Genomic DNA, 26,720 nt, shown 5'->3' with positions numbered 1-26,720 from the left:
ATGAGCGAGAACACGAACGGCGGCGGTGACGGGCGGCGCTCTCCGCTCACCCCGCCGGAGTGGCTGCTGAAGGGCCTGCGCCCACAGCCCGCCTCCCTCCGGTGGGCGGCCATGGCCCGCGCCGGCGTCGCCCTGTCCGCCCCGCTCGCCGTCGGCATGGCCACCGGCCGGCCGGTGTACGGGGCGCTGGTGTCGATGGGCGCGCTGTCCGGGGTCATCGGCGACACCGCCGACGCGTACCGGATGCGGATCCTCAACATCGCCGTCCCGCAGACCTTCGGCGCGATCGGCGTCACGCTCGGCACCCTCGTGTACGGCCAGGGCTGGCTCGCGGTCGCGGCGCTCACGCTCGTCGCGCTCGTGTCCGGCATGATCTCGTCGATCGGCGCGGTCGCGTCCGTGTCCGGGCTGCTCCTGCTGCTCAACGCCGTCGTCGGGGCGGGGCTGCCGATGCCGGACCCCTGGTGGCTGCCGCCGCTCCTGCTCTTCCTCGGCGGGATGTTCGTCCTGCTGCTGACCCTGCTGGGCTGGCCGGTGCGCGGCAGGGTTCCGGAACGGGCCGCCGTCGCCGCCACGTACCGGTCGCTGGCCGCGCTGCTGGAGGCAGCGGGCTCCGAGACGTACGACGACCGGCGCCGGGACCTCACCCAGTCGCTCAACCAGGCGTACGACCTGATCCTCGCCCGGCGCACCCGCAACCACGGCCGCAGTACGGCGCTGGTGCGGCTACTCGCCCAGCTCAACGTGGTCATCCCGCTCGCCGAGGCCGCGCCCGCCGCCCATCAGGCGGCCCGGCGCCGCGGCGGGCCGCTGCCGAACGCGATCCCGGCCGCCGTACGGGACCTGGCCGCCGCGGTCGAGGAGGGCCGCAGGGGGACGGTCGAGTGGGACCTGCCCACGCCCCGGACCCCCTCCGAGCGCGCGGTGGACGCGGCGCTGCGGCACGCGGCGGCCGTCGTACACGAGAGCGAGCCCGACGAGTACCAGGCCGACGACCGGCTCGGCCGGCCCGCGGCGCTGGGTGTACGGCTGAGGCAGGGGGCGCGCGGCGTCCTGATTTCCGGGGCCTCCTGGCGCTACGGCCTGCGGCTCGCGCTGTGCATCGGCCTGGCCCAGGCGCTGGTCTCGCTGGTGCCCGTGCCCCGGTCGTACTGGGTCGCGCTCACCGTCACGTTCGTCCTCAAGCCGGACTTCGGGTCGGTGTTCTCCCGGGCCGTACTGCGCGCGCTCGGCACGGCGGCCGGCCTGGTCGTCGCGGCGGCCGTGCTCGCGGAGGTGCCGCGCGGCTGGTGGGACGTGCCGGTGATGGTGGTGCTGGCGGCGCTGATCCCGGCGTTCTCGACGAAGGGGTACGCGTTCCAGACAGCGGCCATCACGCCCGTGATCCTGCTGCTCTCGGATCTCCTCAACCGGCAGGGCACCGGCCTGGTGCTGCCGCGCCTGGTGGACAGCCTCATCGGCTGCGCGATCGCGCTGGTCGCGGGGTATCTGCTGTGGCCCGAGAGCTGGCACACCCGGATCGGGGACCGGCTGGCGGACGCGGTCGACGACGCGGCGCGCTATGTAGAGCGGGCGTTCGCGACGGAGCTCGCGCAGGACCAGGCGGCGCGAGTACGGGCGCGCCGCCGGATCTACCGCGATCTGTCGGTCGTACGGTCCGAGTTCCAGCGGGCGCTGACGGAACCGCCGCCGATGGGGGCGCGGGCCGCCGCGTGGTGGCCGCTGGTCGTCGCGGTCGAGCGGATCGTCGACGCGACGACGGCGGCGCGGGTCCGGGTCGACCACGGGGCAACCGCCCCGGCCCCGGCGGAGGTCGAGGGCGTCACGGCGGAGCTGAGGGAGCTGGCGGCGAACCTGCGCAGCAGCAAAACCCTGGTGGAGGTCCGCACCACCCCGCCGACCGACCAGCGGAGCGTACTGTCCCCCCTCGGCCAGGAGGTAACGGCGGCAAGGTCAATCGCGTCGCCGAGGGGGTGACGGCCGCCAGGGGCGGAGGGGGCCGGGGCCGGGGTGACTGTGCCCGGGGGCGAGGGGTGGACGGGAAACCCGGGGCCGCCCGGTTGGTGAGTATGGCGGGCCGGACCGGACCGTCAAGGGCGCTCCCTTCGGTCGCGTCGCTGCGCGATGGCCTTCGGCCCCCCTTGACCGTCCGCCCCGTCCCGCTGGTGCAGATGAGTGTCGGGCGGCCCCGGGGAGCGGGGCCCCACCTGAGCCGGGACGCTGGCTGCGCTCTCGTCGGTGACCTCAGCCCGGTGGGTAGGGGCAAGACACGCGGCCGCTGCGGGGGCTGCGCGGCTCGGCATAGCGGCCGACGGCCGCCTGTTGCACCGGAACAACGCCCAATCCGAGGTGGATTGACACCAAGCGGCCGAGGGGGCCCGCAAGCAGGCCACAAACCCCGGCAAACCGGGCACGATTGAGGCTCGGCGGACCCCGCATGCGGACTGATGTCGCCACACCTCGGCTCCAACGGCCTGACGGCCGCATAGGCGGCCCGGGGCCCTCCCCGCCTGCCGCACGCGACAATCACCCACCGGCCTGCGGCCGCTGCGCCGGATCGGGCGCACCACGAGTCTGTCGCCCCCACCCACCGGCCTGCGGCCGCTGAGCCGGGGCCGGGTCCATTCCGAGCCGACTGCGCACACCCACCACCCGGTGGCCGCTGAGCCGGGGCCGGACCCCTCCCGGACCGACCGCGCACCACCCACCACCCGGTGGCCGCCGAGCCGGGGCCGCGCCCATCCCGGGCCTGCCGCGCCCCGCAACTACTCACCGGCCTGCGGCCGGCAGCGGACCGGGACCAACCGACAAGCAGCCCCGGGGCCCCGCCCCGGGGGCCGCCCCCCACTCAGCAGTCAGCGGTGGAGGGACGGGAGTCCAGGGTGGCCGAAGGCCATCGCGCAGCGACGCGACCGCAGGGAGCGCCCTTGACACCCGGCCCGCAACCGCCATCATCACCAACCGGGCGGCCCCCCACCCGAACGAACTCGCCCCCGGACACGCACGCCCCGCCGCGTACGCCCCCGGCGGCCACGAGCTGCGGGCCCGCGACCCGTCGAGGAGTACCGGTACATCGCAGAAGGCGCGAAGGGGCGCCAGATCGTGGGCGGTTCGAGTGTCGGATCGAGTGTCGGATCGAGTGTCGGACAGAACTGGAACACGAGCTGGCCGTCCAGGAGTTACGGCGTACCTGGGACCGGTGAATCGCCGCCCGCGAGGGGACCCCAGCCGGCGCACAGGACGGGCCCGTACCGCCGGAAGAGGTCGCCGAGCTCAACTACCTCACGCACAAAGCCTGTTACGCGGGCCCGCACGGCGAGGCCGCCCACCTGTTCCGGGTGCGGGACGGGCGGGCGGCTTCGGTTCCGTGGTCGTACACGGGTGACGTGGTCGTACACGGGTGCCGTGGTCGTACACGGGTGACGCGGCTCAGCAGTTCACCCAGTGGCGCGAGCAGGTCGGCGCCACCGGATGAACCCCGGCCCCCACCTCGCGGGACTCACACGCCGATGTCGCGGTGGTCCTTGCGCCACACGCTGACCACGGACGGCCGGACGAGCTTGCCCGGTCCGTCGGGCCAGCTGGAGGCCGGCTTCTCGACGGACGCGCCGTCGATCTCGCCCGGGTGCTGCACGGCCACCAGGACCCGGCGGTCCTGGATGATCGGGCCGCACGTCTCGGCGCCCTTCGGCACGGTCAGGAACTGCTTGAGTTCACCGCGCCGCTCGCCCTGCGTCGCGACTCCGAACAGGCCGTCGTGCGTGCCGAGCGCGTTGCCGTCGGTGGAGATCCACAGGTTGCCGTGCGGGTCGAACGCCACGTTGTCCGGGCAGGAGATCGGGCTGACCTTGTCCTTGGGGTAGCCGGCGAAGTACGTCGACGGGTCGTCCGGGTCACCCGCGACGAGGAACAGCCGCCAGGCGAAACCGTCGGACGTCGGGTCGTCCCAGTGCTCGGCGAGCTCCAGGATGTGGCCGTGCTTGTTGCCGTTACGGGGGTTCGCCTCGTCCGCGCCGGCCTTGCCCGCAGCCCCGCGGTCCTTGTTGTTGGTCAGCGCGACGTACACCCGGCCGGTGCGCGGCGACGGCTCGACGTCCTCGGGCCGGTCCATCTTGGTGGCGCCGACCTTGTCACCCGCGAGGCGCGTGAAGACGTACACCTCCTCGGCGGTCATACCGGGCACGTGCGAGGTGTTGCCGGTGGCCAGCGGGATCCACACGCCGCTGCCGTCGAACTCGCCGTCGGACGGCAGCTTGCCCTTGCCGTCGATCTCGGCGGCCGGGGAGTCGCCGGTGAGCTTGGCGACGTACAGCGTGCCGTCGTCGAGGAGGGTGAGGTTGTGCTCGCGGGCAGCGCGGGAGTTGCCCTTCCGCATCCGCTTCGACGAGACGAACTTGTACAGGTAGTCGAAGCGCTCGTCGTCGCCCATGTAGACCACCGGGCGGCCGTCGTCCGTCAGTCGGGGCTGCGCGGCCTCGTGCTTGAAGCGGCCCAGCGCGGTGCGCTTGCGCGGCGTCGAGTCCGGGTCGTATGGGTCGAGCTCGACGACCCAGCCGTGGCGGTGCGACTCGTTGGGCTCCTGCGCGGCGTCGAAGCGCTTGTCGAAACGCTCCCACTTGCGCTCGGTCGCGCCGCTGCCGATGCCGTACCGCTTGTCGGTGGCGCTGCTGCCGTTCGCGAAGTACTGGTTGAAGTTCTCCTCGCCGGACAGGATCGTGCCCCACGGGGTGGTGCCGCCCGCGCAGTTGTTGAGGGTGCCCAGGACCTTGGTGCCGGACGGGTCGGCGGAGGTCTTCAGCAGCGGGCTGCCGGCGGCCGGCCCGGTGAGCCTGAACTCGCTGGTAGCCGTAAGGCGGCGGTTGAGGTGGTGGCGGGTGACCGGGGTGAGCTTGCCGCCGCGGTGCTCCTCCTGGACCACGACGACGGAGAGGCCGTGCGCGGCCCAGGCGATCTCCACCTGCTCGCGGGTGGGGTTGGCCGGGTCGTACCCCTTGAACATCAGGACTTCGTCCGTGTACTCGTGGTTCGCCACGAGCACCTGGCGGTCCCGCTCGCCCCGGAGGGGGAGCAGGCTCAGGAAGTCGTTGTTGTAGCCGAACTGGCCGGCCTGCGCCTTGGCGGTCTGCTTGTCCGCGTCGAAGGCGGGCGCGCCGCGCAGGATCGGGTCGCCCCAGCGGATCACGACGCTCTGGGCGTAGCCCTCCGGGACGGTGACCTGGTCGGCGGTGTTGGGCGCGACGGGGGTGAAGCGCAGACCGCGGGCGCCGGCGCCGCTGCCGTGCCGGTGGGTGTGCGCGGCAGGGGTGGCGGCGGCGGCCTGCGACGCGCCGCCGCCCTGGCCGGCGACGGCGGTGGTCCCGGCGGCGGCCGCGACGGTCACGACGGCGGCGGCGCGCATCATGGACCGTCTCGACAGGGCACCGGCTATGACGTCGCCGGCGTACTCGTTGTCGCTGGTGTTCGGCACTTCGTGGAAGCACGCGTCACCACAGCGGTAACGGCAGGTGAGCGCGGAACGGCCCCCCGCGTGCGGGGTCCCGATGAGCGGCAGCAGTTTGCGCACGTTGTCCTCGTCTTCCGTCTTGCTTCACAGCGGCGCGCCCTGCGCCGACATCGTGTCGGAATGTGTCCGCCGCGACGTTAGGGGCGTCTGTCTGCAAGGCGGCGGCCGACGGATGAACGCGAGGTGAATCCGGCACGGCCGGGCGGGACTTCACCCGCGCGGGTCTGGAGTACGCCGAGTTCGGCCGACCCTCCCGGAGATCGCCCGGAGCGGCCGCTAACCTTACGTGTCCACCCTGGCCAGGGATTTATCCCGCAGTACGGACAAACATCGCACCCAACTCATGTGAAAGGCCTCGCCCATGGGTATTCGGAGCTTGCTGCGCAAGGTGTTCGGACGCGACCGAGAAACCACCGCCGTCCGTGACGAGCAGACGGTGGCCGTTCCGGCCCAGTCCGAACGCGCCCAGTCGGCGGAGCCGGCGACGTCGGCCCCGGCGGCGGCCGCGGTGCCGGCGCAGACGGCGAGCGGCACGGCGGCGGAGCTGGTGGCGGCGGCCTTCGACAACCCCTCGGTCCCGCCCCAGCCGAAGCGAGACCTGACCCCGGGCCGCGAGGCGTCGCCCGAGCCCGCCGCCGCCGAACCAACCGCGAAGGCTGCGTCTGACGGCGAGGCCACCGAGCGCGCCTCCGCCACGGCGGAGGTGACGGCGACCGCGCCCTCCGGCCCTGCCCAGGCCCCGGAGCCCACGACGGCTGCCGCCGAGGCTGCCCCGACCGTGCCGTCGTCGGACGGCGAGGCCGCCGAGCTGTCCTCTGCCACGGCCCAGGCCCCGGAGCCCACGACGGCGGCCGCCGAGGCTGCCCCGACGGCCGCGACCGCCCCTGACGTCGTGGCCGCCGACACCTCCGCCGCCACGACAGAGGCGACGGCCGCCCCGGCAGAGCCGAAGACCACACCCCCGGCCGACCCGAAGCCCGCGGCCCTGACCGCCGACCCGAGGCCCGAGCCGACCGCCAACGCGGCCGAGGCCGCCCCCGCAGCCGTGACTGCCCCTGACGGCGCGGCCCCCGAGCCCTCCGCCGCCATGGAGGCGACGCCTGCCCCGGCCGCGGCGGACCCGGCCCCCGAGGCGCTGACCGCCGTGCCGACCGCCCCGGCGGAGCCGAAGACCGCATCCCCGGCCGCCGACCCGAAGCCCGAGCCGACCACGTCGGCGGCCGCTCCGACCGCCGTGACCGCACCGGACGGCGAGGGCGCGCAGCTGTCCACCGCCACGGCGGAGGGGGCGACTGCCCCGGCGAAGCCGGAGACCGCGCCCGAGCGCGACGCCCTGGCCGCCGCGCCGGCACCCCATGCCGAGCCGCAGGTCACCGCGCCGGCACCCGCGACCGAGCCCGACGCCCAGCCGCAGGCCGCCACGCCGGAAGCCGACGCCGACACCGACGCCGACCCGCAGGCCGGCACCGTCGGCGGGGGCGGGGGGAAGGCCGCCTACTCCCTCGCCCGGGTCAAGTCGCGTGCGCCCGAGCTCGTCGGGGCGTACAAGGCCGCCGGGGCCGCGCTGAAGGAGCGCGGGCTCGGCGGGGTGCGGGCCGACGTGTACCTCGTACTGGACCGGTCCGGGTCGATGCGGCCGTACTACAAGGACGGCAGCGTCCAGAACCTCGCCGAGCAGGCCCTCGGCCTCTCCGCGCACCTGGACGACACCGCGACCGTCCACATCGTGTTCTTCTCCACCGACATCGACGGCACCGGGGAGCTCACCCTCACCGAGTACGCCGGCCGCGTCGACGAACTGCACGCCGGGCTCGGCCACATGGGGCGGACGAACTACCACCGCGCCGTCGAGGAAGTGATCGCCCACCACGAGCGGTCAGGCTCCACCCGCCCCGCGTTCGTGATCTTCCAGACGGACGGCGCTCCGACCGCCAAGCAGGCCGCCGAGAAGGCGCTCGCGGACGCCGCCGAGCTCCCGCTGTTCTGGCAGTTCGTCGCGTTCGGCGACCACGACGCCAAGGGCTTCGACTTCCTGCGGAAGCTGGACGCGAAGAACGCCGGTTTCTTCCACGCCGGCCCCGACCCGCGCGAACTCACGGACACCGAGGTCTACGAGGGACTCCTCGCCTCCTGGCAGGCGAGCTAGCAACGCCACCGCCCCGCCCGCCACCCGGCCGTCACCGGTGGCGGGCAGGGCCACTCCCGGGGGCCGATAGGATTTCGACCATGGCGGCCACTGGATCCGAGAAGCAGGGGGCGAAGGCGTACTACGTCTCGACCCCCATTTACTACGTCAACGACGCTCCTCACCTGGGCCACGCCTACACGACCGTCGCAGGCGACGTGCTCACGCGCTGGCACCGTCAGCGCGGCGAGAAGGTGTGGTACCTCACCGGCACGGACGAGCACGGTCAGAAGATCATGCGCACTGCCGAGGCGAACGGGGTCACCCCCCAGGAGTGGTGCGACAAGCTCGTCGAGGAGGCCTGGAAGCCTCTCTGGGAGCACCTGAACATCGCGAACGACGACTTCATCCGGACGACGGAGAAGCGGCACACCGACCGTGTGCAGGAGTTCGTGCAGGACCTGTACGACAAGGGCGAGATCTACAAGGGCGGGTACGAGGGCCCGTACTGCGTGGGCTGCGAGGAGTACAAGCTCCCCGCCGACCTGATCGACGGGGAGGGCGACTTCGCGGGGCAGAAGCTGTGCCCCATCCACAAGAAGCCGGTGGAGATCCTCAAGGAGGAGAACTACTTCTTCAAGCTCAGCGAGTACGGCCCGAAGCTGCTCGAGTTCTACGAGTCCAACCCCGGCTTCATCCAGCCCGAGTCGGCCCGCAACGAGGTGCTGAACTTCGTCAAGCAGGGCCTCCAGGACCTCTCGATCTCGCGCTCGACGTTCGACTGGGGCGTCCCGGTCCCGTGGGACCCCAAGCACGTCATCTACGTGTGGATCGACGCGCTGCTCAACTACGCCACGGCCGTCGGCTACAACGAGAACCCGGCGAAGTTCGCCGAGACCTTCCCGGCCAATGTGCACCTGATCGGCAAGGACATCCTGCGCTTCCACGCGATCATCTGGCCCGCGATGCTGATGGCGAACGGCCTGCCCGTGCCCGGCAAGGTCGCGTGCAACGGCTGGCTGATGGTCGGCGGCGAGAAGATGTCGAAGTCGAACCTGACCGGCATCAAGCCGCAGGACCTGACCTCGCACTTCGGCGTGGACGCCTACCGCTGGTACTTCCTGCGCGCCATTTCGTTCGGCCAGGACGGATCGTTCTCCTGGGAGGACTTCACCGCCCGCTACACCTCCGAGCTGGCCAACGACTACGGCAACCTCGCCTCGCGCCTGGCCGCCATGGTCGGCAAGTACTTCGGCGGCACGCTGCCGGAGGCGACGGCCTCCGGCGACGCCGAGAAGGCGGTCCAGGAGGGCCTGGCCAAGGCGGTCGCCGAGGCCGACCGGAAGATCGGTGACGAGGTGGACTTCCAGGGCGGCATCCTGGCGGTCTTCGACTTCGTCAAGCAGGTCAACGGCTACATCACGGAGCAGGAGCCGTGGAAGGTCGCCAAGGACGACTCGCCGGAGGGCCAGGCCCGTCTCGCGACGATCCTCTACACGGCCGCCGATTCGCTGCGCGCCGTCGCGGTCCTGCTGAACCCGGTAATGCCGCAGACCTCGCAGGCGCTGTGGGACTCGCTGGGCGCCGAGGCGCAGCTGGGAGCCCTGGCCGCGCAGCGCGTCCAGGAGGCCGGCACGTGGGGCCTGCTGCCGGCCGGCTCGACGGTGACGAAGGGCGCGGTGCTGTTCCCGCGCCTGGAGGAGAAGCCGGCGTAACCGGTCGTACGCACGCCAACGGGCCCGGGATCACGTCTGATCCCGGGCCCGTTCCCGTTAGCGGATGACCTCGACAGCGCAACGCTTCCCCGAAGCGCGCTGCAACTTCTCGTCACTGGTCACCAAGGGCGCGTCAAGCTGTTCGGCAAGCGCGATGTATGCGGCGTCGTACGGCGTGAAGTTCTCGCGCAGCTCCCAAATGCGAGGCAGCAGCGCTTGATGGGGGAACCGCTCCAGGGGGAAATCCGGAATGATCGCTATGGCCTGCCCCGCCACTGCCGCGTCGATCTTCCCTCCCCGCAGCAGGCCCCGCAGCGCATTGGCCGCCTCCAGATCGATCACAGCAGGGGCGGCGAGTTCGGCGCCGTCCAGCCTTCCGGCAATCGCCTTGCCCACGCCACCGGCATCGGTGAGCAAGAGCACGAATGCGGAGTTGTCGAGCACGATCATTCGCCGCGTGCCTCCCTCTGCAGCGCGACGACGTCGTCCACTGACACCTCACGTGCCAGACCGGCCCTCGCTGCTGCGATTGCCTCGCTGACCGTGGGCCGGGAGGCCTGCTCTTCGAGCTGAATCCTCAGGTACTCCTGGAGGGAACGTCCGCTCTCCGCTGCTCGCCGACGCAGTATTTCGTACGCGGAGTCGTCCAGGTTTCTGATCTGCACAGTAGCCATACATGCAAAGTAGCGCTGCTTCAGCGCCACAGCAACGGGAACACCTGCACGAAGGCGCCCCCGGCCGAGTGACCGAGGGCGCCTTCACCACAGCGGGACTACTTGTCCGCGACCGGCTTGCGCAGCGCGATGTTCAGCTCCCGCAGCCGGATCTCGTCCACCTCCGCCGGCGCGCCCATCAGCAGGTCCTGGGCGTTCTGGTTGAGCGGGAACGCGATCGTCTCGCGGATGTTCGGCTCGTCGGCCAGGAGCATCACGATGCGGTCCACGCCCGGGGCGATGCCACCGTGCGGCGGGGCGCCGAACTCGAACGCGCGGAGCATGCCCGCGAACTCCCGCTCGACCGTCTCCTTGTCGTAGCCCGCGATCTCGAAGGCCTTGAACATGATCTCGGGCTCGTGGTTCCGGATGGCGCCGGACGACAGCTCGATGCCGTTGCAGACGATGTCGTACTGCCAGCCCAGGATCTCCAGTGGGTGCTGGGTCTCCAGGGCCTTCAGCCCGCCCTGCGGCATCGAGAACGGGTTGTGCGAGAAGTCGATCTTGCCGCTCTCCTCGTCCCGCTCGAACATCGGGAAGTCGACGATCCAGCAGAAGCGGAAGACGTCCTCCTCGAAGTGGCCGGCGCGCTTGGCGGCCTCGACGCGGACCGCGGCCATGATCTTGGAGACCTCGTCGAACTCGCCCGCGCCGAAGAAGACGGCGTGCCCCGGCTTGAGGTCCAGACGGTCGGTGAGCGCCTTGGTGTCCTCCTCGGTGAGGAACTTGGCGATCGGGCCGGCCAGCTCGTTGTTCTCGCCGACGCGGATCCAGGCCAGGCCCTTCGCGCCGTGCTCGACCGCGTACTCACCGAGGCCGTCGAAGAACTTCCGGCTCTGGCCTGCCGTGTCCGGCACCGGAAGCGCCCGCACGTGCTTGCCGGCGAACGCCTTGAAACCCGAGACCGCGAAGACGTCCGAGACGTCGACGAGCTCCAGCTTGGCGCGCAGGTCCGGCTTGTCATTGCCGTACTTGACCATCGCCTCGCGGAACGGGATCCGCGGGAACGGGGAGGTGACGTGCCGGCCGTTGCCGAACTCCTCGAACAGCTCGGTCATGAGCTGTTCGATCGGCTGGAAGACGTCCTCCTGCTCGACAAAGCTCATCTCGACGTCGAGCTGGTAGAACTCGCCCGGCGAGCGGTCCGCGCGCGCGTCCTCGTCACGGAAGCAGGGCGCGATCTGGAAGTACCGGTCGAAGCCCGCGATCATCAGCAGCTGCTTGAACTGCTGCGGAGCCTGCGGCAGCGCGTAGAACTTGCCGGGGTTCAGCCGGGACGGCACCAGGAAGTCACGCGCGCCCTCCGGGGAGGTCGCGGTGAGGATCGGGGTGGCCATCTCGTTGAAGCCCAGCGCGGTCATCTTCTGCCGCATGGCGGAGATGACGGCGGTACGCAGCATGATGTTGCGGTGCATGCGCTCGCGGCGCAGGTCGAGGAAGCGGTACTCCAGGCGCCGCTCCTCGTTCACCCCGTCGTCGGTGTTGATCGTGAAGGGCAGCGGGGCGGCGGCGCCCAGCACCTCGACCTCGCCGGCCTCGACCTCGATCTCGCCGGTCGGCAGCTCCGGGTTGACGTTCTCGGCGCCGCGCGCGGAGACCTTGCCGTCGATCCGGACGACGGTCTCCTTGGTGATGTGGCTCAGCGCCTCGTTGGCGGCGGTGCCGGGGCGGGCGACGAGCTGCACCAGACCGTGGTGGTCGCGCAGATCGATGAAGAGGATGCCGCCCAGGTCGCGCCGATTGTGCAGCCAGCCGCTCAGCCGGACGTCGGCGCCGACGTCAGAGGCGCGCAGCTCGCCGCAGGTGTGGGACCTGTACCGATGCATCGTTCATCCAGTTCTTCGCGATGACAGGTGGGATTCAACCCTCCCAAGGTTACCGTCCGCCCGGAACGTCCCCGCCGCCCTTGCGGCCACCTCGGGCGGGCCGGGCTCCCGGCGACCTGTAAAGATGAGGCAATGCGCACCGAGGACGTACTCGCCGCGATCGCGACCGGGCTGTGGCGCTGGGACAACGCGTCCAGGCTGGTCACCTTCGACAGCGAGGCCGCCCGCCTGCTCGGGCTGCCCGCCGAACCGGTGACCCTGCCCGAGGTCGCGGTCCGCTCCCGGTTCCATCCGGTGGACTGGAACGAGATACAGGGAATCGTGAACCTCGCGGTCGCCGAAGGCACCCTGGCCGAGGCCCGGTTGCGGATCATGGACGGGGACGGCCGGGTCCTGCGTACCGTACGCACCCGCTCCAAGCCGGTCGTCGACGGCAAGGACTACCAGCTGTTCGGCACCCTCCAGGAGGTCGCCGACCCGCAGCCCGGCACCACCGCGGTGCCCACCGCCATCACCGGCGACTGGCGCCGCTCCCGCGAGGCGTTCCTGCTCGACGCCGGCCGCGCGCTCGCCGAGGCGCGGTCCACCAGCGAGGTGCTGCGGGTCGCCGCGTCCCTGTCGATGCCCGGCTTCTCGCCGGACGGCCTGGCCGTCTTCGGCGTCGCCGGCGACCGGCTGTCGATCATCGGACACCACGGGTACAGCCCGGGCGACGAGGACCCCTTCAGCGACATGCTGCTGGCCACCGACTATCCGGCGGCCGAGGTGGTGCGGACCGGACGGGCCATCTACCTGCCGACGCCCGAGGACTACCGCCGCCGCTTCCCCGCCACCTGGCCGCTCGCCCAGCGCTTCGACCGGCAGTCGTGGGCGTTCCTCCCGCTGATCGTGGCCGGCCGCACCATGGGCGCCTGGATGGCGGCGTTCGCCTACCCCGTCACCTTCTCGCCCGACGAGCGGTCCGTACTGACGACGGTGGCGCGGATGCTCGCCCAGGCACTCCAGCGGGCCGGTGTCGCCGAGTCCGAGCGCGAACTGACGGTCGGGCTGCAGCGCTCGATGATGCCCACCCTGGGCCCCGAGATCCCCGGCATGTCGGTCGCGGCCCGCTATGTACCGACCGGCGGCGGACTCCAGGTCGGCGGCGACTGGTACGACATGATCCCGCTGCCGTCGGGCCGTATCGCCCTGGTCATCGGCGACGTCCAGGGCCACGACGTGCGCGCCGCCGGGCTGATGGGACAGCTGCGGATCGCCGTACGCGCGTACGCCTCGGAGGGGCACCGCCCCGATGCCGTGCTCTCGCGCGCCTCGCGCTTCCTGGCCGGCCTCACCGAGGCGTACGAGGACGACCACGGGGACTCGGGCCCCCGGTTCGCCACCTGCCTGTACGTGGAGGCCGACCCCGCCACCGGAATCCTCGACATCGCCCGGGCCGGCCACCCCGATCCGGCGGTCCGGATGGCCGACGGGACGGTCCTGATGCGCCCGACCCAGGGCGGGCTGCCGCTCGGCATCGTCCCGGACACCGACTATCCGACGACCCGGCTGGTCCTCGAACCCGGCGAGACGATGATGCTGTGCACCGACGGACTCATCGAGACCGGCGGCCACGACCTCGACACCGGCTGGGCACGGCTGCGCGCGATCCTCGAGTCCTACCCGGGCGACGGGGAGCCCGGTCTGGAGAAGCTCGCCGACGAACTCGTCAACGCCGTCCACGGCCCCTCCTCGCACCACACCACCGGCCCGCTCGCGGACCGCCGCGAGGACGACATAGCCCTGGTGCTGCTGTGCCGCGAGGGGGAGGGCTGCGGCTGCGGGGCCGGCGTCACCGGACTCGCGGGACGCCCCGCCCGGCGCACCGCGCTGACGGTCGCCCAGGCCGAGCCCGAGCGGATCGCGGGCGCCCGGCAGCAGATGCGCGAGCTGCTGCACGACTGGACCGACGACGAGCAGCTCGACGCGGCGGTCCTGATGGTCTCCGAGATGCTCACCAACGTCCTGGTGCACACCGACAGCGACGCGATGCTGGTCGCCGAGGCCACCGGGGAGATCGGTACCCGGCGGCTGCGCGTGGAGGTCGCCGACGCCGGCGACGAACTGCCGCACAGGCGGCGGCCGGGTGAGATGGCCTCCAGCGGGCGCGGCCTGCTGCTGATGGAGATGCTCGCCCACCGCTGGGGCGTCGACCCACGCGGCGAGGGCAAGTCGATCTGGTTCGAGCTCTACGAGGAGGCCGGCGGGGCCGAGGACGCGGAGGGCGCCGCGTAGCGCTCCCTGATCTCGGCCACCACCCCGAACGCGGCGGCGGTCAGCGGCACCGCGAGCAGCATCCCGAGGATCCCCGCGACGCTCGCTCCTGCCGTGATGGCCAGCATCACCACCGCCGGATGCATCTGGACCGTACGGCTCTGGATCATCGGCTGGAGCACATGCCCCTCCAGTACCTGGACGGCCATCACCACCCCGAGCGCCCACAGCGCGATCACGAACCCGCGGTCGGCGAGCGCGACCAGGACCGCGACGGCGCCCGAGATGAACGCCCCGAGATACGGGATGTACGCGCCGACGAACACCAGCGCGCCGAGTCCGACGGCCCCCGGCACCCGCAGGAGCAGCAGCCCGGTGGTGATCAGGATCGCGTCGATGAGGGCGATGAACGTCGTTCCGCGCATGAAGCCCTCCACGCCCTGGAAGGCCCGGCGGGCCACCGCCTCCACGGTGTCGCCGGTCGATCGGGACCCGAGGGAGCGCAGGGCTCCGGCGGCGCGGTCGGAGTCCCGGAGGAAGAAGAAGATCAGCAGCAGTGCCAGCACGGCGGTGGCGATCAGCTCGCCGACCACGCTCAGCCCGGAGATCACCCCGGACGCGGCGGTCCCGCCGAACTTGCTCAGCAGCTCCTTGGCGTTGGTGGCCAGATCGTCCAGCGAGGTGCCGGCGGCCCCGAAGTGCTTCGAGAGGTCGGACGCGGCGCGCCGGAGCGAGGCCAGGATCTGGTCACCGGTCTCGATCAGCGCACTGACCACGATGTACGTCGCCCCGCCGACGACGGCGAGCACGGCGGCGCAGGTCAGCGCGGCGGCGAGCGACCGGTTCACCTTCATCCCGACGAGCCGCCGGTGCAGCGGCCGCAGCAGCGCGGTGCCCAGCAGGGCGAGCAGTACCGGGGTGACGGCGGTCTGGAAGGTGATGACCAGCCAGACCCCGACGGCGGCCACGGCGGCGACCAGCAGCGCCACCGCACACCAGGCGGCAACGCGCCGGACGCCGTCGGGGAGGAGGGGCGGCTGGTTCTGCACCCTCCCACCCGATCATGCGCGGCCGGGTTCGTCCCGGCGACGGGGTCCGACGGAGTGACGAACCATCAGTTCCACTTCCGTGGCGGGGTCAGACGTGCGGGTCAGACGTGCGGGACCGGGACCGTGCCGAGGCGGCCGGCCTGGAAGTCGTCGAACGCCTGCTGGAGTTCGGCCCGGCTGTTCATGACGAACGGACCGTAGTGCGCCATGGGCTCCCGTATCGGCCGGCCACCGAGCAGCACGACCTCCAGATCCGGGGTGTGGGAGTCCTGCGAGGCGTCCGCCCGTACGGTCAAGGAGCCGCCCGTACCGAAGACCGCGGTCTGGCCGGTGTGCAGCGGCCGCCGGTCGGCGCCGACCGCGCCACGGCCGGCCAGGACGTACGCCAGCGCGTTGAAGTCCTCGCGCCAGGGCAGCGTGATCTCCGCGCCCGGCCGCAGGGTCGCGTGGATCATCGTGATGGGGGTGTGGGTCACGCCAGGGCCCTGATGGCCGTCGACCTCGCCCGCGATGACGCGCAGCAGAGCGCCGCCGTCCGCCGAGGTCAGCAGCTGGACGTTGCCGCCGCCGATGTCCTGGTAGCGCGGGGGCATCATCTTGTCGGAGGCCGGGAGGTTCACCCACAGCTGGAGCCCGTGGAACAGCCCGCCGCTGACGACCAGCGCCTCCGGCGGGGCCTCGATGTGCAGCAGGCCGGAGCCGGCGGTCATCCACTGGGTGTCACCGCCGTTGATGACTCCGCCGCCGCCGTTGCTGTCCTGGTGGACGAAGGTCCCGTCGAGCAGGTACGTGACGGTCTCGAAGCCGCGGTGGGGGTGCCACGGGGTCCCTTTCGGCTCCCCAGGCTGATACTCCACTTCACCCATCTGGTCCATCATGATGAACGGGTCGAGGTACTGGTAGTGGATGCCGGCGAACGCGCGGCGCACCGGGAACCCTTCCCCCTCGAAGCCACTGGGCGCGGTCGTCACGGCGAGCACCGGACGGGCCGGGGCGCCGGCGGGGGCGGCGACGCGGGGCAGGGTCAGCGGGTTCTCGACGGTCACAGCAGGCATGGTCAGGACCTCCTCATGTTCCGAGTTTAGTTGAAACTCGAACTTCTTTCTACCTCTTACCAACGAAGGGCACCCGAAAGGAATTCCGCGACGCCCGACGGACCTGGGCTCACTGGAGGAACAGACAGGGAAGGAGGACCGGATGGACCGGAACATACGCCCGGCGGACGACGTACTGCGGCTCATGGACAGCCTGTTCGCGCCGGAGGCCGACCGCTGAACGACCGACGCGGGCTCGTGGTGGGACGGCTTCTACGCGGACCGCTCCAAGCCGGCGCAAACGAGCTCCACCTTGCCTCGCGGGGCTTCGAGGTGGACGCCGTCGACCTGTCACCGGCAGCCATCGCCTGGGCCGAGGACCGCGCACGCGGGGCGGGGCACGACGAACCGGGCGAGTCCGCGCGCTTCGGCGAACCCTTCCTCTGGACAGCCCTGTTCCGCCGGCCCGCCGGGGGTGTCTAGCCGTACATCCGCCGCATCGCGAAGTCGACCATCTGCTCGACCGCCTTCGCGTCGAAGACCATCCGGTGATCACCCTCCATGTCGAGGACGAACCCGTACCCGGTCGGCAGCAGGTCGATCACCTCGGCCCCGGTGATCACGAAGTACTTGGACTCCTTGCCCGCGTACCGGCGCAGCTCCTTGAGCGTGGAGAACATGGGGATCACTGGCTGCTGGGTGTTGTGCAGCGCCAGGAACCCGGGATTGTCGCCCCGCGGGCAGTACACCTTCGACGTCGCGAAGATCTGCTGGAAGTCCTCGACGGCCAGCGACCCGGTGGTGAAGGCACGCACGGCGTCGGCGAGCGAGGGCGGCGACGGCTCGGGGTAGAGCGGCTGCTCGCCGTACCCGCCGGACATCTGCTGCGGCGGGGGCTGCGGGGCGGAGTACTGCTGCCCGCCGTTCCCGTTCTGCTCGTAGCCGTACATGCCGCCAGCCTAGCGAGTCACACTTGACCCATTGGGGTTGCGCCTTATTACCGGCGGGTAGCATCATCTAAGCTACTTGCTGGTATGCGGTACGAGGAACCTGCCTCCCGAGCCTTAACGGAGCCGAAGTCATGGGCCACTACAAGTCGAACCTCCGAGACATCGAGTTCAACCTCTTCGAGGTCCTCGGCCGCGACCGGCTGTACGGCACCGGACCGTTCGCGGAGATGGACACCGAGACCGCCAAGAGCGTGCTGTCCGAGATAGCCCGCCTCGCGGAGAACGACCTCGCGGCCTCCTTCGAGGACGCCGACCGCAACCCGCCGGTCTTCGACCCCGCGACCAACACCGCGCCGGTCCCGGCCTCCTTCAAGAAGAGCTACCAGGCGTACATGGACGCCGAGTGGTGGCGTCTGGGCATCCCGGAGGGGATCGGCGGCCAGGCCACCCCGGCCACCCTGATCTGGGCGTACGCCGAGATGATCCTGGGCTCGAACCCGGCCGTCTGGATGTACTCCTCCGGTCCCGCGTTCGCCGGCGTCATCTTCGACGAGGGCACCGAGGAACAGCACAAGATCGCCCGGCTGATGACCGAGAAGCAGTGGGGCTCGACGATGGTCCTCACCGAGCCCGACGCGGGCTCCGACGTGGGCGCAGGCCGCACCAAGGCGGTCCAGCAGGAGGACGGCTCCTGGCACATCGAGGGCGTGAAGCGGTTCATCACCTCGGGTGAGCACGACATGTCCGAGAACATCATCCACATGGTGCTGGCCCGCCCCGAGGGCGCCGGCCCCGGCACCAAGGGCCTCTCCCTCTTCGTCGTGCCGAAGTACGACTTCGACTGGGAGACCGGCGAGCTGGGCGAGCGCAACGGCGTCTACGCCACGAACGTCGAGCACAAGATGGGCCTGAAGGCCTCCAACACCTGCGAGATGACCTTCGGCGACCAGCACCCCGCCAAGGGCTGGCTGCTCGGCGAGAAGCACGACGGCATCCGCCAGATGTTCAAGATCATCGAGTTCGCCCGGATGATGGTCGGCACGAAGGCCATCGCCACCCTGTCCACCGGTTACCTGAACGCGCTGGAGTACGCCAAGGAGCGCGTCCAGGGTCCTGACCTGGCGAACTTCATGGACAAGAGCGCGCCCAAGGTCACCATCACGCACCACCCGGACGTGCGGCGCTCGCTGATGACGCAGAAGGCGTACGCGGAGGGCATGCGCGCCCTGGTGCTGTACACCGCGTCGGTGCAGGACGAGATCGCGGTCAAGGCGGCCGCGGGCGAGGACACCAAGGCGCTGCACGGCCTGAACGACCTGCTGCTGCCGATCGTGAAGGGCTACGGCTCGGAGAAGTCGTACGAGCAGCTCGCGCAGTCCCTGCAGACCTTCGGCGGCTCCGGCTACCTGCAGGAGTACCCGATCGAGCAGTACATCCGGGACGCCAAGATCGACACCCTCTACGAGGGCACCACGGCGATCCAGGGCCAGGACTACTTCTTCCGGAAGATCGTCCGTGACCAGGGCGCCTCTCTGAACACCCTCGCCGAGACGATCAAGAAGTTCCTGGCCGAGGAGAAGGGCGGCGAGGACCTGGCGCCGGCCCGCGACCAGCTCGCCAAGGCGGCCGTGGACCTGGAGGCGATCGTCGGCACGATGATCACCGACCTGACCGCCACCGGTGAGGACGTCAAGAACATCTACAAGGTGGGCCTCAACACCACCCGCCTGCTGATGGTCTCCGGCGACGTGGTCGTCGCCTACCTGCTGCTCAAGGGCGCGGCTGTCGCGGCCGGGAAGCTGGCCACGGCGTCCGTCAAGGACCAGGCGTTCTACACGGGCAAGATCGCGGCCGCGAAGTTCTTCGCCGCCAACGTGCTGCCGGGCGTCTCGGTGGAGCGCGCGCTGGCGGAGGGCGTCGACAACTCCCTGATGGAGCTGGACGAGGCGGCGTTCTAGCCGACGATCCCTTTTTCAGTCAGCGGGCCGGACCCCCACCACGGGGTCCGGCCCGCTGTCGTCCGGCCCGTTGCCGGTTTGTCAGTGCCATCTGCGACGCTCGTAGACATGAGTTCCCAGGACCACAGCAGGGGCTACAGCGTCCCGGCCGGCCGCCCGTACCAGCTCAGCGAGCTGCGCGGGAAGCTCGGCTCGGTCGGCGACCAGGTGCGTGAGCTGTACGACGGCGCGCACCCGATGGAGTACGACGCGGTGGCCGACGCCCTGTACAGCGCATTCCAGTCGGCGGCCGGGCTGGCACCGGTCAAGAGCTACACCGGCTGTGAGATCCATCCCAACGGCGCGCTCGATCCGGAGGCCCCGGAAGGCTGGGGCCGCTGTCTGCTGTGCAACCAGCGGCGGCGGCGCGGCGACCGGAGTGCGCCGGCCGCCGGGGAGCAGCGGCGCCTCGGCTATCCGGTGCCCGATCCCCCGTACACGCTGGACGTGCTCAGGCGGCATGTCCAGCACGTCAACGACCGGGCCTTCGGGGTGGGGATCTCGTCCCCCGCCGAGGAGTTCGTGGAGCTGGCGGACTCCCTGCACCGCGCCTTCATCGTGGCCCGCGAACTGTCCCGGCCGCGCAACGCGTCGGGCTGCGCGGAACATCCCGGCGCGCCCCTCGACCCGGACGCGCCGCCCGGCGAGGGCTGTATGTTCTGCGCCGGGCGGAGGCGGCGCGAGCAGCGGTCTCCGCAGACCCCGGAGATGCTCCCCCGCATCCGCCGCGGCGAGCGGCGGAACCTGCACCGCCGCTTCGACCGACCGGGTGGCCAGCAGTAGCCCCGGCCATACGAACACGACCGTCGTTAAGGTGAACCACATGAGCTCTCCCGCCCGCTTCGACCGCGGCCACACCGACGATCTGATGACGTTCCTGACGGCCAGCCCGTCGCCGTACCACGCGGTGGCCAACGCGGCGGAGCGGCTGGAGAAGGCCGGATTCCGGCAACTGCTGGAGACGGATTCCTGGGACGGCACGACCGGCGGCAAGTTCGTGCTGCGTGGCGGGGCGATCATCGCGTGGTACGTCCCGGAGGGCGCCGAGGCGCACACCCCCTTCCGGATCGTCGGCGCGCACACCGACTCGCCGAACCTGCGGGTGAAGCCGCTGCCCGACACGGGCGCGCAGGGCTGGCGGCAGATCGCCGTCGAAATCTACGGCGGGACGCTGCTGAACACCTGGCTCGACCGCGATCTCGGCCTCGCAGGGCGGCTCACCCTGCGCGACGGCAGCCACCGGCTGGTGAACGTCGACCGGGCGCTGCTGCGGGTGCCGCAGCTCGCCGTGCACCTCGACCGCGCGGTCAACACGGACGGGCTCAAGCTCGACAAGCAGCGCCACATGCAGCCGATCTGGGGCCTCGGCGAGGTCGCCGAGGGCGACCTCATCCGCTTCCTGGAGGAGGAAGAAGGGCTCGCGGCGGGCGAGGTCACCGGCTGGGATCTGATGGTGCACAGCATCGAGGCGCCGGCGTACCTGGGCCGGGACCGCGAACTGCTGGCCGGGCCGCGCATGGACAACCTCATCTCCGTGCACGCCGGTACGGCCGCGCTGGCCGCGGTGTCGGCGTCCGAGAGCCTTCCGTACATCCCGGTGCTCGCCGCCTTCGACCACGAGGAGAACGGCTCGCAGTCCGACACCGGCGCCGACGGCCCGCTCCTGGGGAACGTGCTGGAGCGCTCGGTCTTCGCGCGCGGCGGGTCGTACGAGGACCGGGCCCGCGCCTTCGCAGGCACGATCTGCCTGTCCTCCGACACCGGACACGCGGTCCACCCCAACTACACCGAGCGGCACGACCCGACGCACCACCCGCGCGCCAACGGCGGCCCGATCCTCAAGGTCAACGTGAACCAGCGGTACGCGACGGACGGCAGCGGCCGGGCCGTGTTCGCGGGCGCATGTGAGAAGGCCGGCGTGCCCTGGCAGAACTTCGTCTCGAACAACGCCATGCCGTGCGGCACGACGATCGGCCCGATCACCGCCGCCCGGCACGGGATCGCGACGGTGGACATCGGCGTCGCGATCCTCTCGATGCACAGTGCGCGCGAGCTGTGCGGCGCCGATGACCCGTACCTGCTGGCGAACGCGCTGGTGGCCTTCCTGGAGGGCTGACATCCGGTTCGAACTCCGCCACGAAGCATGGCTGTTCCGGTCGGGGGTACCCGAGCAGTGGCGCTGGAACAGTCAATTCGACACGCGGAGGCGAGTCATATGGGTTTGGGCGGCTGCATTGCCCTCATTGCGGTGGGGGCCATCCTCACCTTCGCCACCGACTGGGAAGCCGAGAGCGTCAACCTCGACCTCGTCGGTGTGATCATGATGGCGGTCGGCATCATCGGGGTCGCCGTCTACACGAGCGTCCTCAAGCGGCGTCGCACGACGCATCTTTCGACGACCGAGGCGCCGGTGGTCGAGGAGCGGTACCGGCACTACGAGTAGGCCGGCACCGTCCCTCCGTCCTCTTTACTGATCTACCTCTGATCTTGGCCAGCGCTCCGCCCTTCAGGGCGAGGGCGCGGGTGAAGGCCATCCTTGGCCCGGAGGCGCGGAGCGCCGGAGTGCTCTGCGCTTCCGGGGTGACGGTCAGACGGGACGCTGCTGGTTTTCGATGTACTGCTTGACGACGGTCAGGGGTGCCCCGCCGCAGGATCCTGCGAAGTAGGAGCCGGACCAGAAGTGTCCGCCCCACAGGTACCGGCGGACATGCGTGTTGTACTCCTGGCGCAGGCGGCGGGAGCTGACGCCCTTGAGGGAGTTGACCAGCTTGGAGAGCTGGACCTTGGGCGGGTAGTGCACCAGTAGGTGGACGTGGTCCTGTTCGCCGTTGAACTGTTTCAGCTCGGCTTCGAAGTCGGCGCAGACCTCCCGCATGATCTCTTCGGTGCGGGTCAGCATGGCGTCGGTGAACGCATTCCGCCGGAACTTCGTGACAAAAACCAAGTGAACGTGCAGGTTGTAAACAACATGACGTCCGGTGCGTACATCCGGATTGGGGTTCCAGCGCGGTGACATAAACCAATGCTATGTTCTCGATCGTGAGTCACGGCACCCTGGTCAAGCGGCAGTTCGGGCATCGTGCCCGGCTCGCGCTGTCGCCTGCCGAGGTGTTGAGGACTGATGACCAGGCGCACGCGGCCCGCACCATGTGGAATCTTCTCCACGCCTGGTGGCAGATGATGCCGAAGGAGAAGCGGACGCTGGCGAACGCGGATGCCGCGATCCGGCAGGCCCGCCAAGACATCGACTTCCTGGCCGTCCTTCCCGCCCAGGCCGCGCAAGCGGTACTCAAGACGTACGTCCAGGCGTGGAAGGACTGCTGGGAAGGCCGCGCCGATGCCCCGAACTTCAAGGGCCGGTTCCGGACGGTGATGTCCGTGGACATCCCGCAGGGCCGCGACCTGAACATCACCCGCGTGCACCGCCGCTGGGGCGTGGCCAACATTCCCAAGGTGGGCCGGGTCCGCTTCCGGTGGACCAAGGACCTGCCCGTGGGCAAGCATGCCAACGCGGAGAACCGGATCACCGGAGCGCGGCTGATCAAGGACGCGCTCGGCTGGCACATCGCCTTCCGCGTCCAGACCCTTCAGGTCAAACCCGATTCCCACCAGGGGCCGGACGTCGGCATCGACGTGGGCGTCACCGTGCCGATCGCCCTCTCGGACGGCGAAACGTACGGGCACGGCGAATGGCTGACCGGCAAGGAGAAGGCCAGGCTTCTGCGCCTGGAGCGGCGCGCCGCTCAGCGCAAGCAGCACCGCAAGCCCGGCGAACGCACCTCGCGCCGGCTGCACCGCACCTACGACCAGATCGCAGGACTCCGCGCGAAAGCCAAGCGCCGGTCCCTGGACTGGCAGCATCAGACGACCACCGCCATCGCCCGCACATACGGCACCGTCGTGGTCGAAGCACTCACCATCACGAACATGGTCAAGTCGGCCAGGGGAACCATCGAGGAGCCGGGGAAGAACGTTGCCCAGAAGTCCGGGCTGAACCGCTCCATCAGCGGGGAGGCATGGGGCCGGACGGTCACCATGCTGACGTACAAGACCGCCCGGCTCGGCGGCACCCTGTACAAGGTCCCCGCCCCCGGCACCTCCCAACGCTGCTCAGCATGCGGCTTCACCACGCCCGGCAACCGGGAGAGCCAGGCCGTGTTCGTGTGCAAGAACCCGGACTGCGGCTGGTCGGGCAACGCCGACCACAACGCGGCCCGGAACGTCTTGCACCAGTACCGGATGGGCCTCGCGCTCATCCCGGCTGCCGGGAGGGCAGTCGTCAGGCGCGCGAAGCGCGTCAAACCCGTTGCCGCAAGGTAAGCAGGAATCTCCCGGCTTCAGCCGGGAGAGCACTTCAATGATCCATCCCCGCCAGCACGAGCGGCAGCCGGGGCGTCCCGTCGGCCGTCACCACGACCGGGACGCCCCAGTCCTGTTGGTGGACATGGCACGCGGGGTACTCGTTCATGGGGTCGTCGTCACAGGACGCGGCCATCGCCGAGACGTGCAGTACGCCCTCGGTGACGCCGTCCGCGAGGACGAGTTCCCGGCTCAGATCCGTGCCCGGGCCCGCGCCCCCGGCCAGCAGCCCGGGCGGGGTGGAGCTCACCAGCAGCCGGGTCGAGGGCCCGTACCGTGTGTCGAGCTTCTGGCCGTTCGGCGCCTGGAAGACCACGTCCAGCCGCAGCTTCCCCGGCGCGACCTCGGTCGCGGCGCGCTGCGTGCGGTGGGCGACGGAGTCGACGCGTACGGCCTCCTCGGGCAGCCGCAGCCGGGTCAGCCGGTGCCGGGCCGACTCCACGACGACGATGTCGTCCCCGGCGAGCACGGCGTCGCTCGGCTCGCGCAAGTCGGTGGCCAGGGTGGTGACTTCGCCGCTCACGGGGTCGTACCGGCGGAGCGCGTGGTTGTACGTGTCGCAGACGGCGACCGATCCGTCGGGCAGCGCGGTCACGCCCAGCGGATGCTGGAGCAGGGCCTGCCCCGCAGGGCCGTCGCGGTGCCCGAAGTCGAAAAGCCCGGTGCCGACGGCGGTGTGCACCACGCCGTCGAGGCCGATCCACCGCAGGGCGGAGGTCTCGGAATCGGCGATCCACAGCCGGTCCTCGGTGGCGGCGAGCCCGGACGGCTGCGCGAACCACGCCTCGGCGGCCGGTCCGTCCACCAGGCCCTCGTTGGTCGTCCCGGCGGCGACCTCGACGGTCCCCTCGGCGGGGTCGTACGTCCACAGCTGGTGGACGCCCGCCATGGCGATCCACACCTTGCCCGCGAACCACGCCACGTCCCACGGCGAGGACAGATCCACCTCGCGCGCCGGCCCTGAGGTGGCGGACCCCTGCCACCACTGCCGCCCGGTGCCGGCGACGGTCTCGACCTCCCCCGTCTCCGGGTCGTACGTGCGCAGCGCGTGGTTCACGGTGTCGGCGACGACGACCTTGCCCCCGGGCAGCAGCGCGAGCCCCTGCGGCTCGCTGAACCGGTCCGGCCCGAAGCCGCGCTCGCCGCTGCCGATGCGGCGTACGACGGTCTCCCCGTCGGGCGCCAGCTCGACGAGCTGGTGCCGGGTCGAGTCGGAGACGAGGAAGTTGCCCCCGGGCAGGACCACGGCCTTGCCCGGAAAGCGCAGGTCGGTGGCCACCGGCTCAGGCGCGACATACGGCCCGTCCCCGCGCCGCAGCGTCCCCTTCGCCTCGTGCTCGGCCTCCAGTTCCTCGACGAGCTTGGCGATGGCATGCGCGTGCCCCTCGCCGGCGTGCTGCGCGACGACGTACCCCTCGGGGTCGATGACGACGAGCGTGGGCCAGGCCCGTACGGCGTACTGCTTCCAGGTCGCGAGCTCGGGATCGTCCAGCACGGGGTGATGCACCTCGTACCGCTCGACGGCATCGACGACGGCCTGGTGCTCTGCCTCGTGCACAAACTTGGGCGAGTGGACCCCGATGATGACCACGGTGTCGCGATGCTTGTCCTCGAGCTCCCGCAGCTCATCGAGGACATGCAGGCAATTCACACAGCAAAAGGTCCAAAAATCGAGAATGACAATGCGTCCTCGCAGCTCAGCGAGGGTGTACTGCTTGTCGCCTGTGTTGAGCCAGCCGCCCTTGCCGATCAGCTCGGGGCCCGAACGCGTGCACGTGTCGCCATACCCCCATCCAACAGCACGCGAACGGGTACGCATTCCGGTCATGAGATACCTCGTGCGCGACAAGATCTTCGCCATCGGCGACGACTACTGGATCGAGGACGAGGAGGGCCGGCACGCCTTCCTCGTCGACGGCAAGGCGCTCCGGCTGCGCGACACCCTGGAGCTGAAGGATCCCGACGGGCGGGTGCTGGTCACCCTGCGGGAGAAGATGTTCAGCCTGCGCGACGCGATGACCATCGAGCGGGACGAGCAGCCGCTGGCCACCATCCGGAAGAAGCGGCTTTCGCTGCTGCGCAATCACTACCGCGTGGCGCTCGTCGAGGGCACCGAGCTGGATGTGAGCGGGCGGATCCTCGACCGCGAGTTCGCCGTCGAGTACGAGGGCGAGCTGCTGGCGCACATCTCCCGCAGGTGGTTCAAGGTGCGGGAGACGTACGCCGTGAACGTCGTACGGGAGGATGCGGACGCGGCGCTGCTGATCGCGGTCGCGGTGTGCGTCATCCGGATGGCCGAGAAGGATTCCGACTAGCTAGGGCTGCCGTCGGGGTACCGGCAGGCCCAGCAGGCGGTCCTTCAGGGCCGGGAACTGTTCGCGTGTGGTGGTGACCTTCGCCGGGTCGAGGTCTACCGTGAGGACCTCCTCCGCCGTGCCCGCCTCGGCCAGCACCGTGCCCCAGGGGTCGACGACGATGCTGTGGCCGGCCTGTTCGACGCCGGCGTGGGTGCCCGCGGTGGAGCAGGCCAGGACGTACGACTGGTTCTCGACGGCTCGGGCCCTGGCCAGCAGCGTCCAGTGGTCGCGGCGGCGGGCGGGCCAGCCGGCCGGGACGACGAGGGTCTGCGCGCCGGCGTCGACGAGGCCGCGGAAGAGCTCGGGGAAGCGGAGGTCGTAGCAGGTGGCGAGGCCGAGGACGGTGTCCGGGAGCCGTACGGTGACGAGTTCGGCGCCGGCGCCCATCATGACCGCCTCGCCCTTGTCGAAGCCGAAGCGGTGGATCTTCCGGTAACTGCGTACGAGTTCGCCGTCGGGGGAGAAGACCAGCGAGGTGTTGTAGAGCGGACCGTCCGGGTCCCGTTCCACGATCGAGCCGGCGTGCAGCCAGACGGCCGCGTCGCTCGCCGCCTTGGACATGACCTCGTAGGTGGGTCCTTCGAGGGGTTCGGCCTCGTCGGCGAACGCCTCGTACGCGAACGCGCCGACGGGCCAGAGCTCCGGCAGCACCACCAGATCGGCGCCGCGCTGCTCCCGCACCAAAGCGGCCACGCGCTGCCGACGAGAATTGACGGATTCGTCCGGGTTTACATCGATCTGGATGAGGGAGGCGCGCACACTACCACCGTCCTGGCATTCGAGCCGTCAACACGGGCCTACGATCGTCACACGAAAGCACTGCCGGGGTGCCGCCAGGC

General features: G+C 70.7%; 20 protein-coding genes and 1 pseudogene. 11 read left to right on the top strand and 10 right to left on the bottom strand.

Translation table 11 applies throughout. The features are described 5' to 3' along the window. A complete protein-coding gene (locus ACWV17_RS04185) occupies positions 1-1,977 on the top strand; it encodes an FUSC family protein (protein WP_455358509.1) in 1,977 nt (658 codons plus the stop codon). A gap of 1,522 nt (positions 1,978-3,499) precedes the next feature. Here ACWV17_RS04185 and ACWV17_RS04180 read toward each other — a convergent pair. Further along, a complete protein-coding gene (locus ACWV17_RS04180) occupies positions 3,500-5,563 on the bottom strand; it encodes a PhoX family protein (protein ID WP_455358508.1) in 2,064 nt (687 codons plus the stop codon). Positions 5,564-5,864: 301 nt separating this feature from the next. Between ACWV17_RS04180 and ACWV17_RS04175 the strand changes: the two genes are divergently transcribed. Next, positions 5,865-7,649: a VWA domain-containing protein gene (locus tag ACWV17_RS04175; RefSeq protein WP_455358507.1), complete on the top strand. Its 1,785-nt coding sequence runs from the start codon at positions 5,865-5,867 to the stop codon at positions 7,647-7,649. Positions 7,650-7,729: 80 nt separating this feature from the next. Next, positions 7,730-9,343 (top strand): methionine--tRNA ligase, encoded by a 1,614-nt coding sequence (gene metG / locus ACWV17_RS04170; RefSeq protein WP_455358506.1) that lies wholly within the window; start codon positions 7,730-7,732, stop codon positions 9,341-9,343. 57 nt (positions 9,344-9,400) lie between these two features. Here metG and ACWV17_RS04165 read toward each other — a convergent pair whose 3' ends face one another. The 3 genes from ACWV17_RS04165 to aspS all read right to left on the bottom strand — a co-directional run bounded on the left by ACWV17_RS04165 (position 9,401) and on the right by aspS (position 11,882). Further along, entirely contained in the window at positions 9,401-9,793 is a 393-nt protein-coding gene (locus ACWV17_RS04165) for a type II toxin-antitoxin system VapC family toxin (protein WP_455358505.1), read from the bottom strand. Further along, a complete protein-coding gene (locus ACWV17_RS04160) occupies positions 9,790-10,017 on the bottom strand; it encodes a FitA-like ribbon-helix-helix domain-containing protein (RefSeq protein ID WP_455358504.1) in 228 nt (75 codons plus the stop codon). The genes ACWV17_RS04165 and ACWV17_RS04160 overlap by 4 nt, the downstream gene beginning before the upstream one ends. A gap of 98 nt (positions 10,018-10,115) precedes the next feature. Next, positions 10,116-11,882 (bottom strand): aspartate--tRNA ligase, encoded by a 1,767-nt coding sequence (gene aspS, locus ACWV17_RS04155; RefSeq protein ID WP_455358503.1) that lies wholly within the window; start codon positions 11,880-11,882, stop codon positions 10,116-10,118. 132 nt (positions 11,883-12,014) lie between these two features. Here aspS and ACWV17_RS04150 point away from each other — a divergent pair, with 132 nt between their 5' ends. Continuing rightward, positions 12,015-14,156, top strand: a complete 2,142-nt coding sequence (locus tag ACWV17_RS04150) for an ATP-binding SpoIIE family protein phosphatase (RefSeq protein ID WP_455358502.1) — start codon at positions 12,015-12,017, stop codon at positions 14,154-14,156. Here the strand turns inward: ACWV17_RS04150 and ACWV17_RS04145 are convergent. Then, positions 14,111-15,184, bottom strand: a complete 1,074-nt coding sequence (locus ACWV17_RS04145; protein WP_455358501.1) for an AI-2E family transporter — start codon at positions 15,182-15,184, stop codon at positions 14,111-14,113. The two genes, ACWV17_RS04150 and ACWV17_RS04145, sit on opposite strands and share 46 nt — an antisense overlap. Positions 15,185-15,285: 101 nt before the next feature. Further along, positions 15,286-16,239 (bottom strand): pirin family protein, encoded by a 954-nt coding sequence (locus ACWV17_RS04140; RefSeq protein ID WP_455358500.1) that lies wholly within the window; start codon positions 16,237-16,239, stop codon positions 15,286-15,288. Positions 16,240-16,381: 142 nt separating this feature from the next. Here ACWV17_RS04140 and ACWV17_RS04135 point away from each other — a divergent pair. Next, a pseudogene (locus ACWV17_RS04135) lies at positions 16,382-16,608 on the top strand (SAM-dependent methyltransferase); the annotation flags it as partial. A gap of 89 nt (positions 16,609-16,697) precedes the next feature. Here the strand turns inward: ACWV17_RS04135 and ACWV17_RS04130 are convergent. Continuing rightward, positions 16,698-17,168 (bottom strand): SseB family protein, encoded by a 471-nt coding sequence (locus ACWV17_RS04130; RefSeq protein ID WP_455358499.1) that lies wholly within the window; start codon positions 17,166-17,168, stop codon positions 16,698-16,700. A 131-nt stretch (positions 17,169-17,299) separates the two neighbouring features. On the opposite strand from ACWV17_RS04130, the gene ACWV17_RS04125 reads away from it, so the two are divergent. The 4 genes from ACWV17_RS04125 (at position 17,300) to ACWV17_RS04110 (ending at position 21,608) form a co-directional block, all read left to right on the top strand. After that, entirely contained in the window at positions 17,300-19,126 is a 1,827-nt protein-coding gene (locus ACWV17_RS04125; protein ID WP_455358498.1) for an acyl-CoA dehydrogenase, read from the top strand. A 108-nt stretch (positions 19,127-19,234) separates the two neighbouring features. Then, the gene (locus ACWV17_RS04120) at positions 19,235-19,948 is read left to right on the top strand and encodes a hypothetical protein (protein WP_455356206.1); all 714 of its coding nucleotides are present in this window, start codon (positions 19,235-19,237) and stop codon (positions 19,946-19,948) included. A 40-nt stretch (positions 19,949-19,988) separates the two neighbouring features. After that, positions 19,989-21,281, top strand: a complete 1,293-nt coding sequence (locus ACWV17_RS04115; RefSeq protein WP_455356207.1) for a M18 family aminopeptidase — start codon at positions 19,989-19,991, stop codon at positions 21,279-21,281. Positions 21,282-21,380: 99 nt separating this feature from the next. Continuing rightward, entirely contained in the window at positions 21,381-21,608 is a 228-nt protein-coding gene (locus tag ACWV17_RS04110) for a DUF6458 family protein (RefSeq protein WP_455356208.1), read from the top strand. 144 nt (positions 21,609-21,752) lie between these two features. On the opposite strand, the gene tnpA is transcribed toward ACWV17_RS04110, so the two are convergent. After that, positions 21,753-22,181 (bottom strand): IS200/IS605 family transposase, encoded by a 429-nt coding sequence (gene tnpA / locus ACWV17_RS04105; protein ID WP_455358497.1) that lies wholly within the window; start codon positions 22,179-22,181, stop codon positions 21,753-21,755. Between the two features lie 23 nt (positions 22,182-22,204). On the opposite strand from tnpA, the gene ACWV17_RS04100 reads away from it, so the two are divergent. Next, positions 22,205-23,485, top strand: a complete 1,281-nt coding sequence (locus ACWV17_RS04100; protein ID WP_455358496.1) for an RNA-guided endonuclease InsQ/TnpB family protein — start codon at positions 22,205-22,207, stop codon at positions 23,483-23,485. A gap of 34 nt (positions 23,486-23,519) precedes the next feature. On the opposite strand, the gene ACWV17_RS04095 is transcribed toward ACWV17_RS04100, so the two are convergent. Further along, positions 23,520-25,343 carry an NHL domain-containing thioredoxin family protein gene (locus ACWV17_RS04095; RefSeq protein ID WP_455358555.1) on the bottom strand — a complete coding sequence of 608 codons (1,824 nt, stop codon included), beginning with the start codon at positions 25,341-25,343 and terminating at the stop codon, positions 23,520-23,522. A gap of 7 nt (positions 25,344-25,350) precedes the next feature. Between ACWV17_RS04095 and ACWV17_RS04090 the strand changes: the two genes are divergently transcribed. Beyond that, positions 25,351-25,839, top strand: coding sequence for an LURP-one-related/scramblase family protein (locus tag ACWV17_RS04090; protein WP_455356212.1), 489 nt, complete (start codon positions 25,351-25,353; stop codon positions 25,837-25,839). On the opposite strand, the gene ACWV17_RS04085 is transcribed toward ACWV17_RS04090, so the two are convergent. Next, positions 25,840-26,640, bottom strand: coding sequence for a carbon-nitrogen family hydrolase (locus tag ACWV17_RS04085; protein ID WP_455358495.1), 801 nt, complete (start codon positions 26,638-26,640; stop codon positions 25,840-25,842). Positions 26,641-26,720: the final 80 nt, after the last annotated feature.

This window comes from Streptomyces mabaensis (genome assembly GCF_053763515.1).
This window is presented reverse-complemented; position numbering and strand designations above follow the sequence as displayed.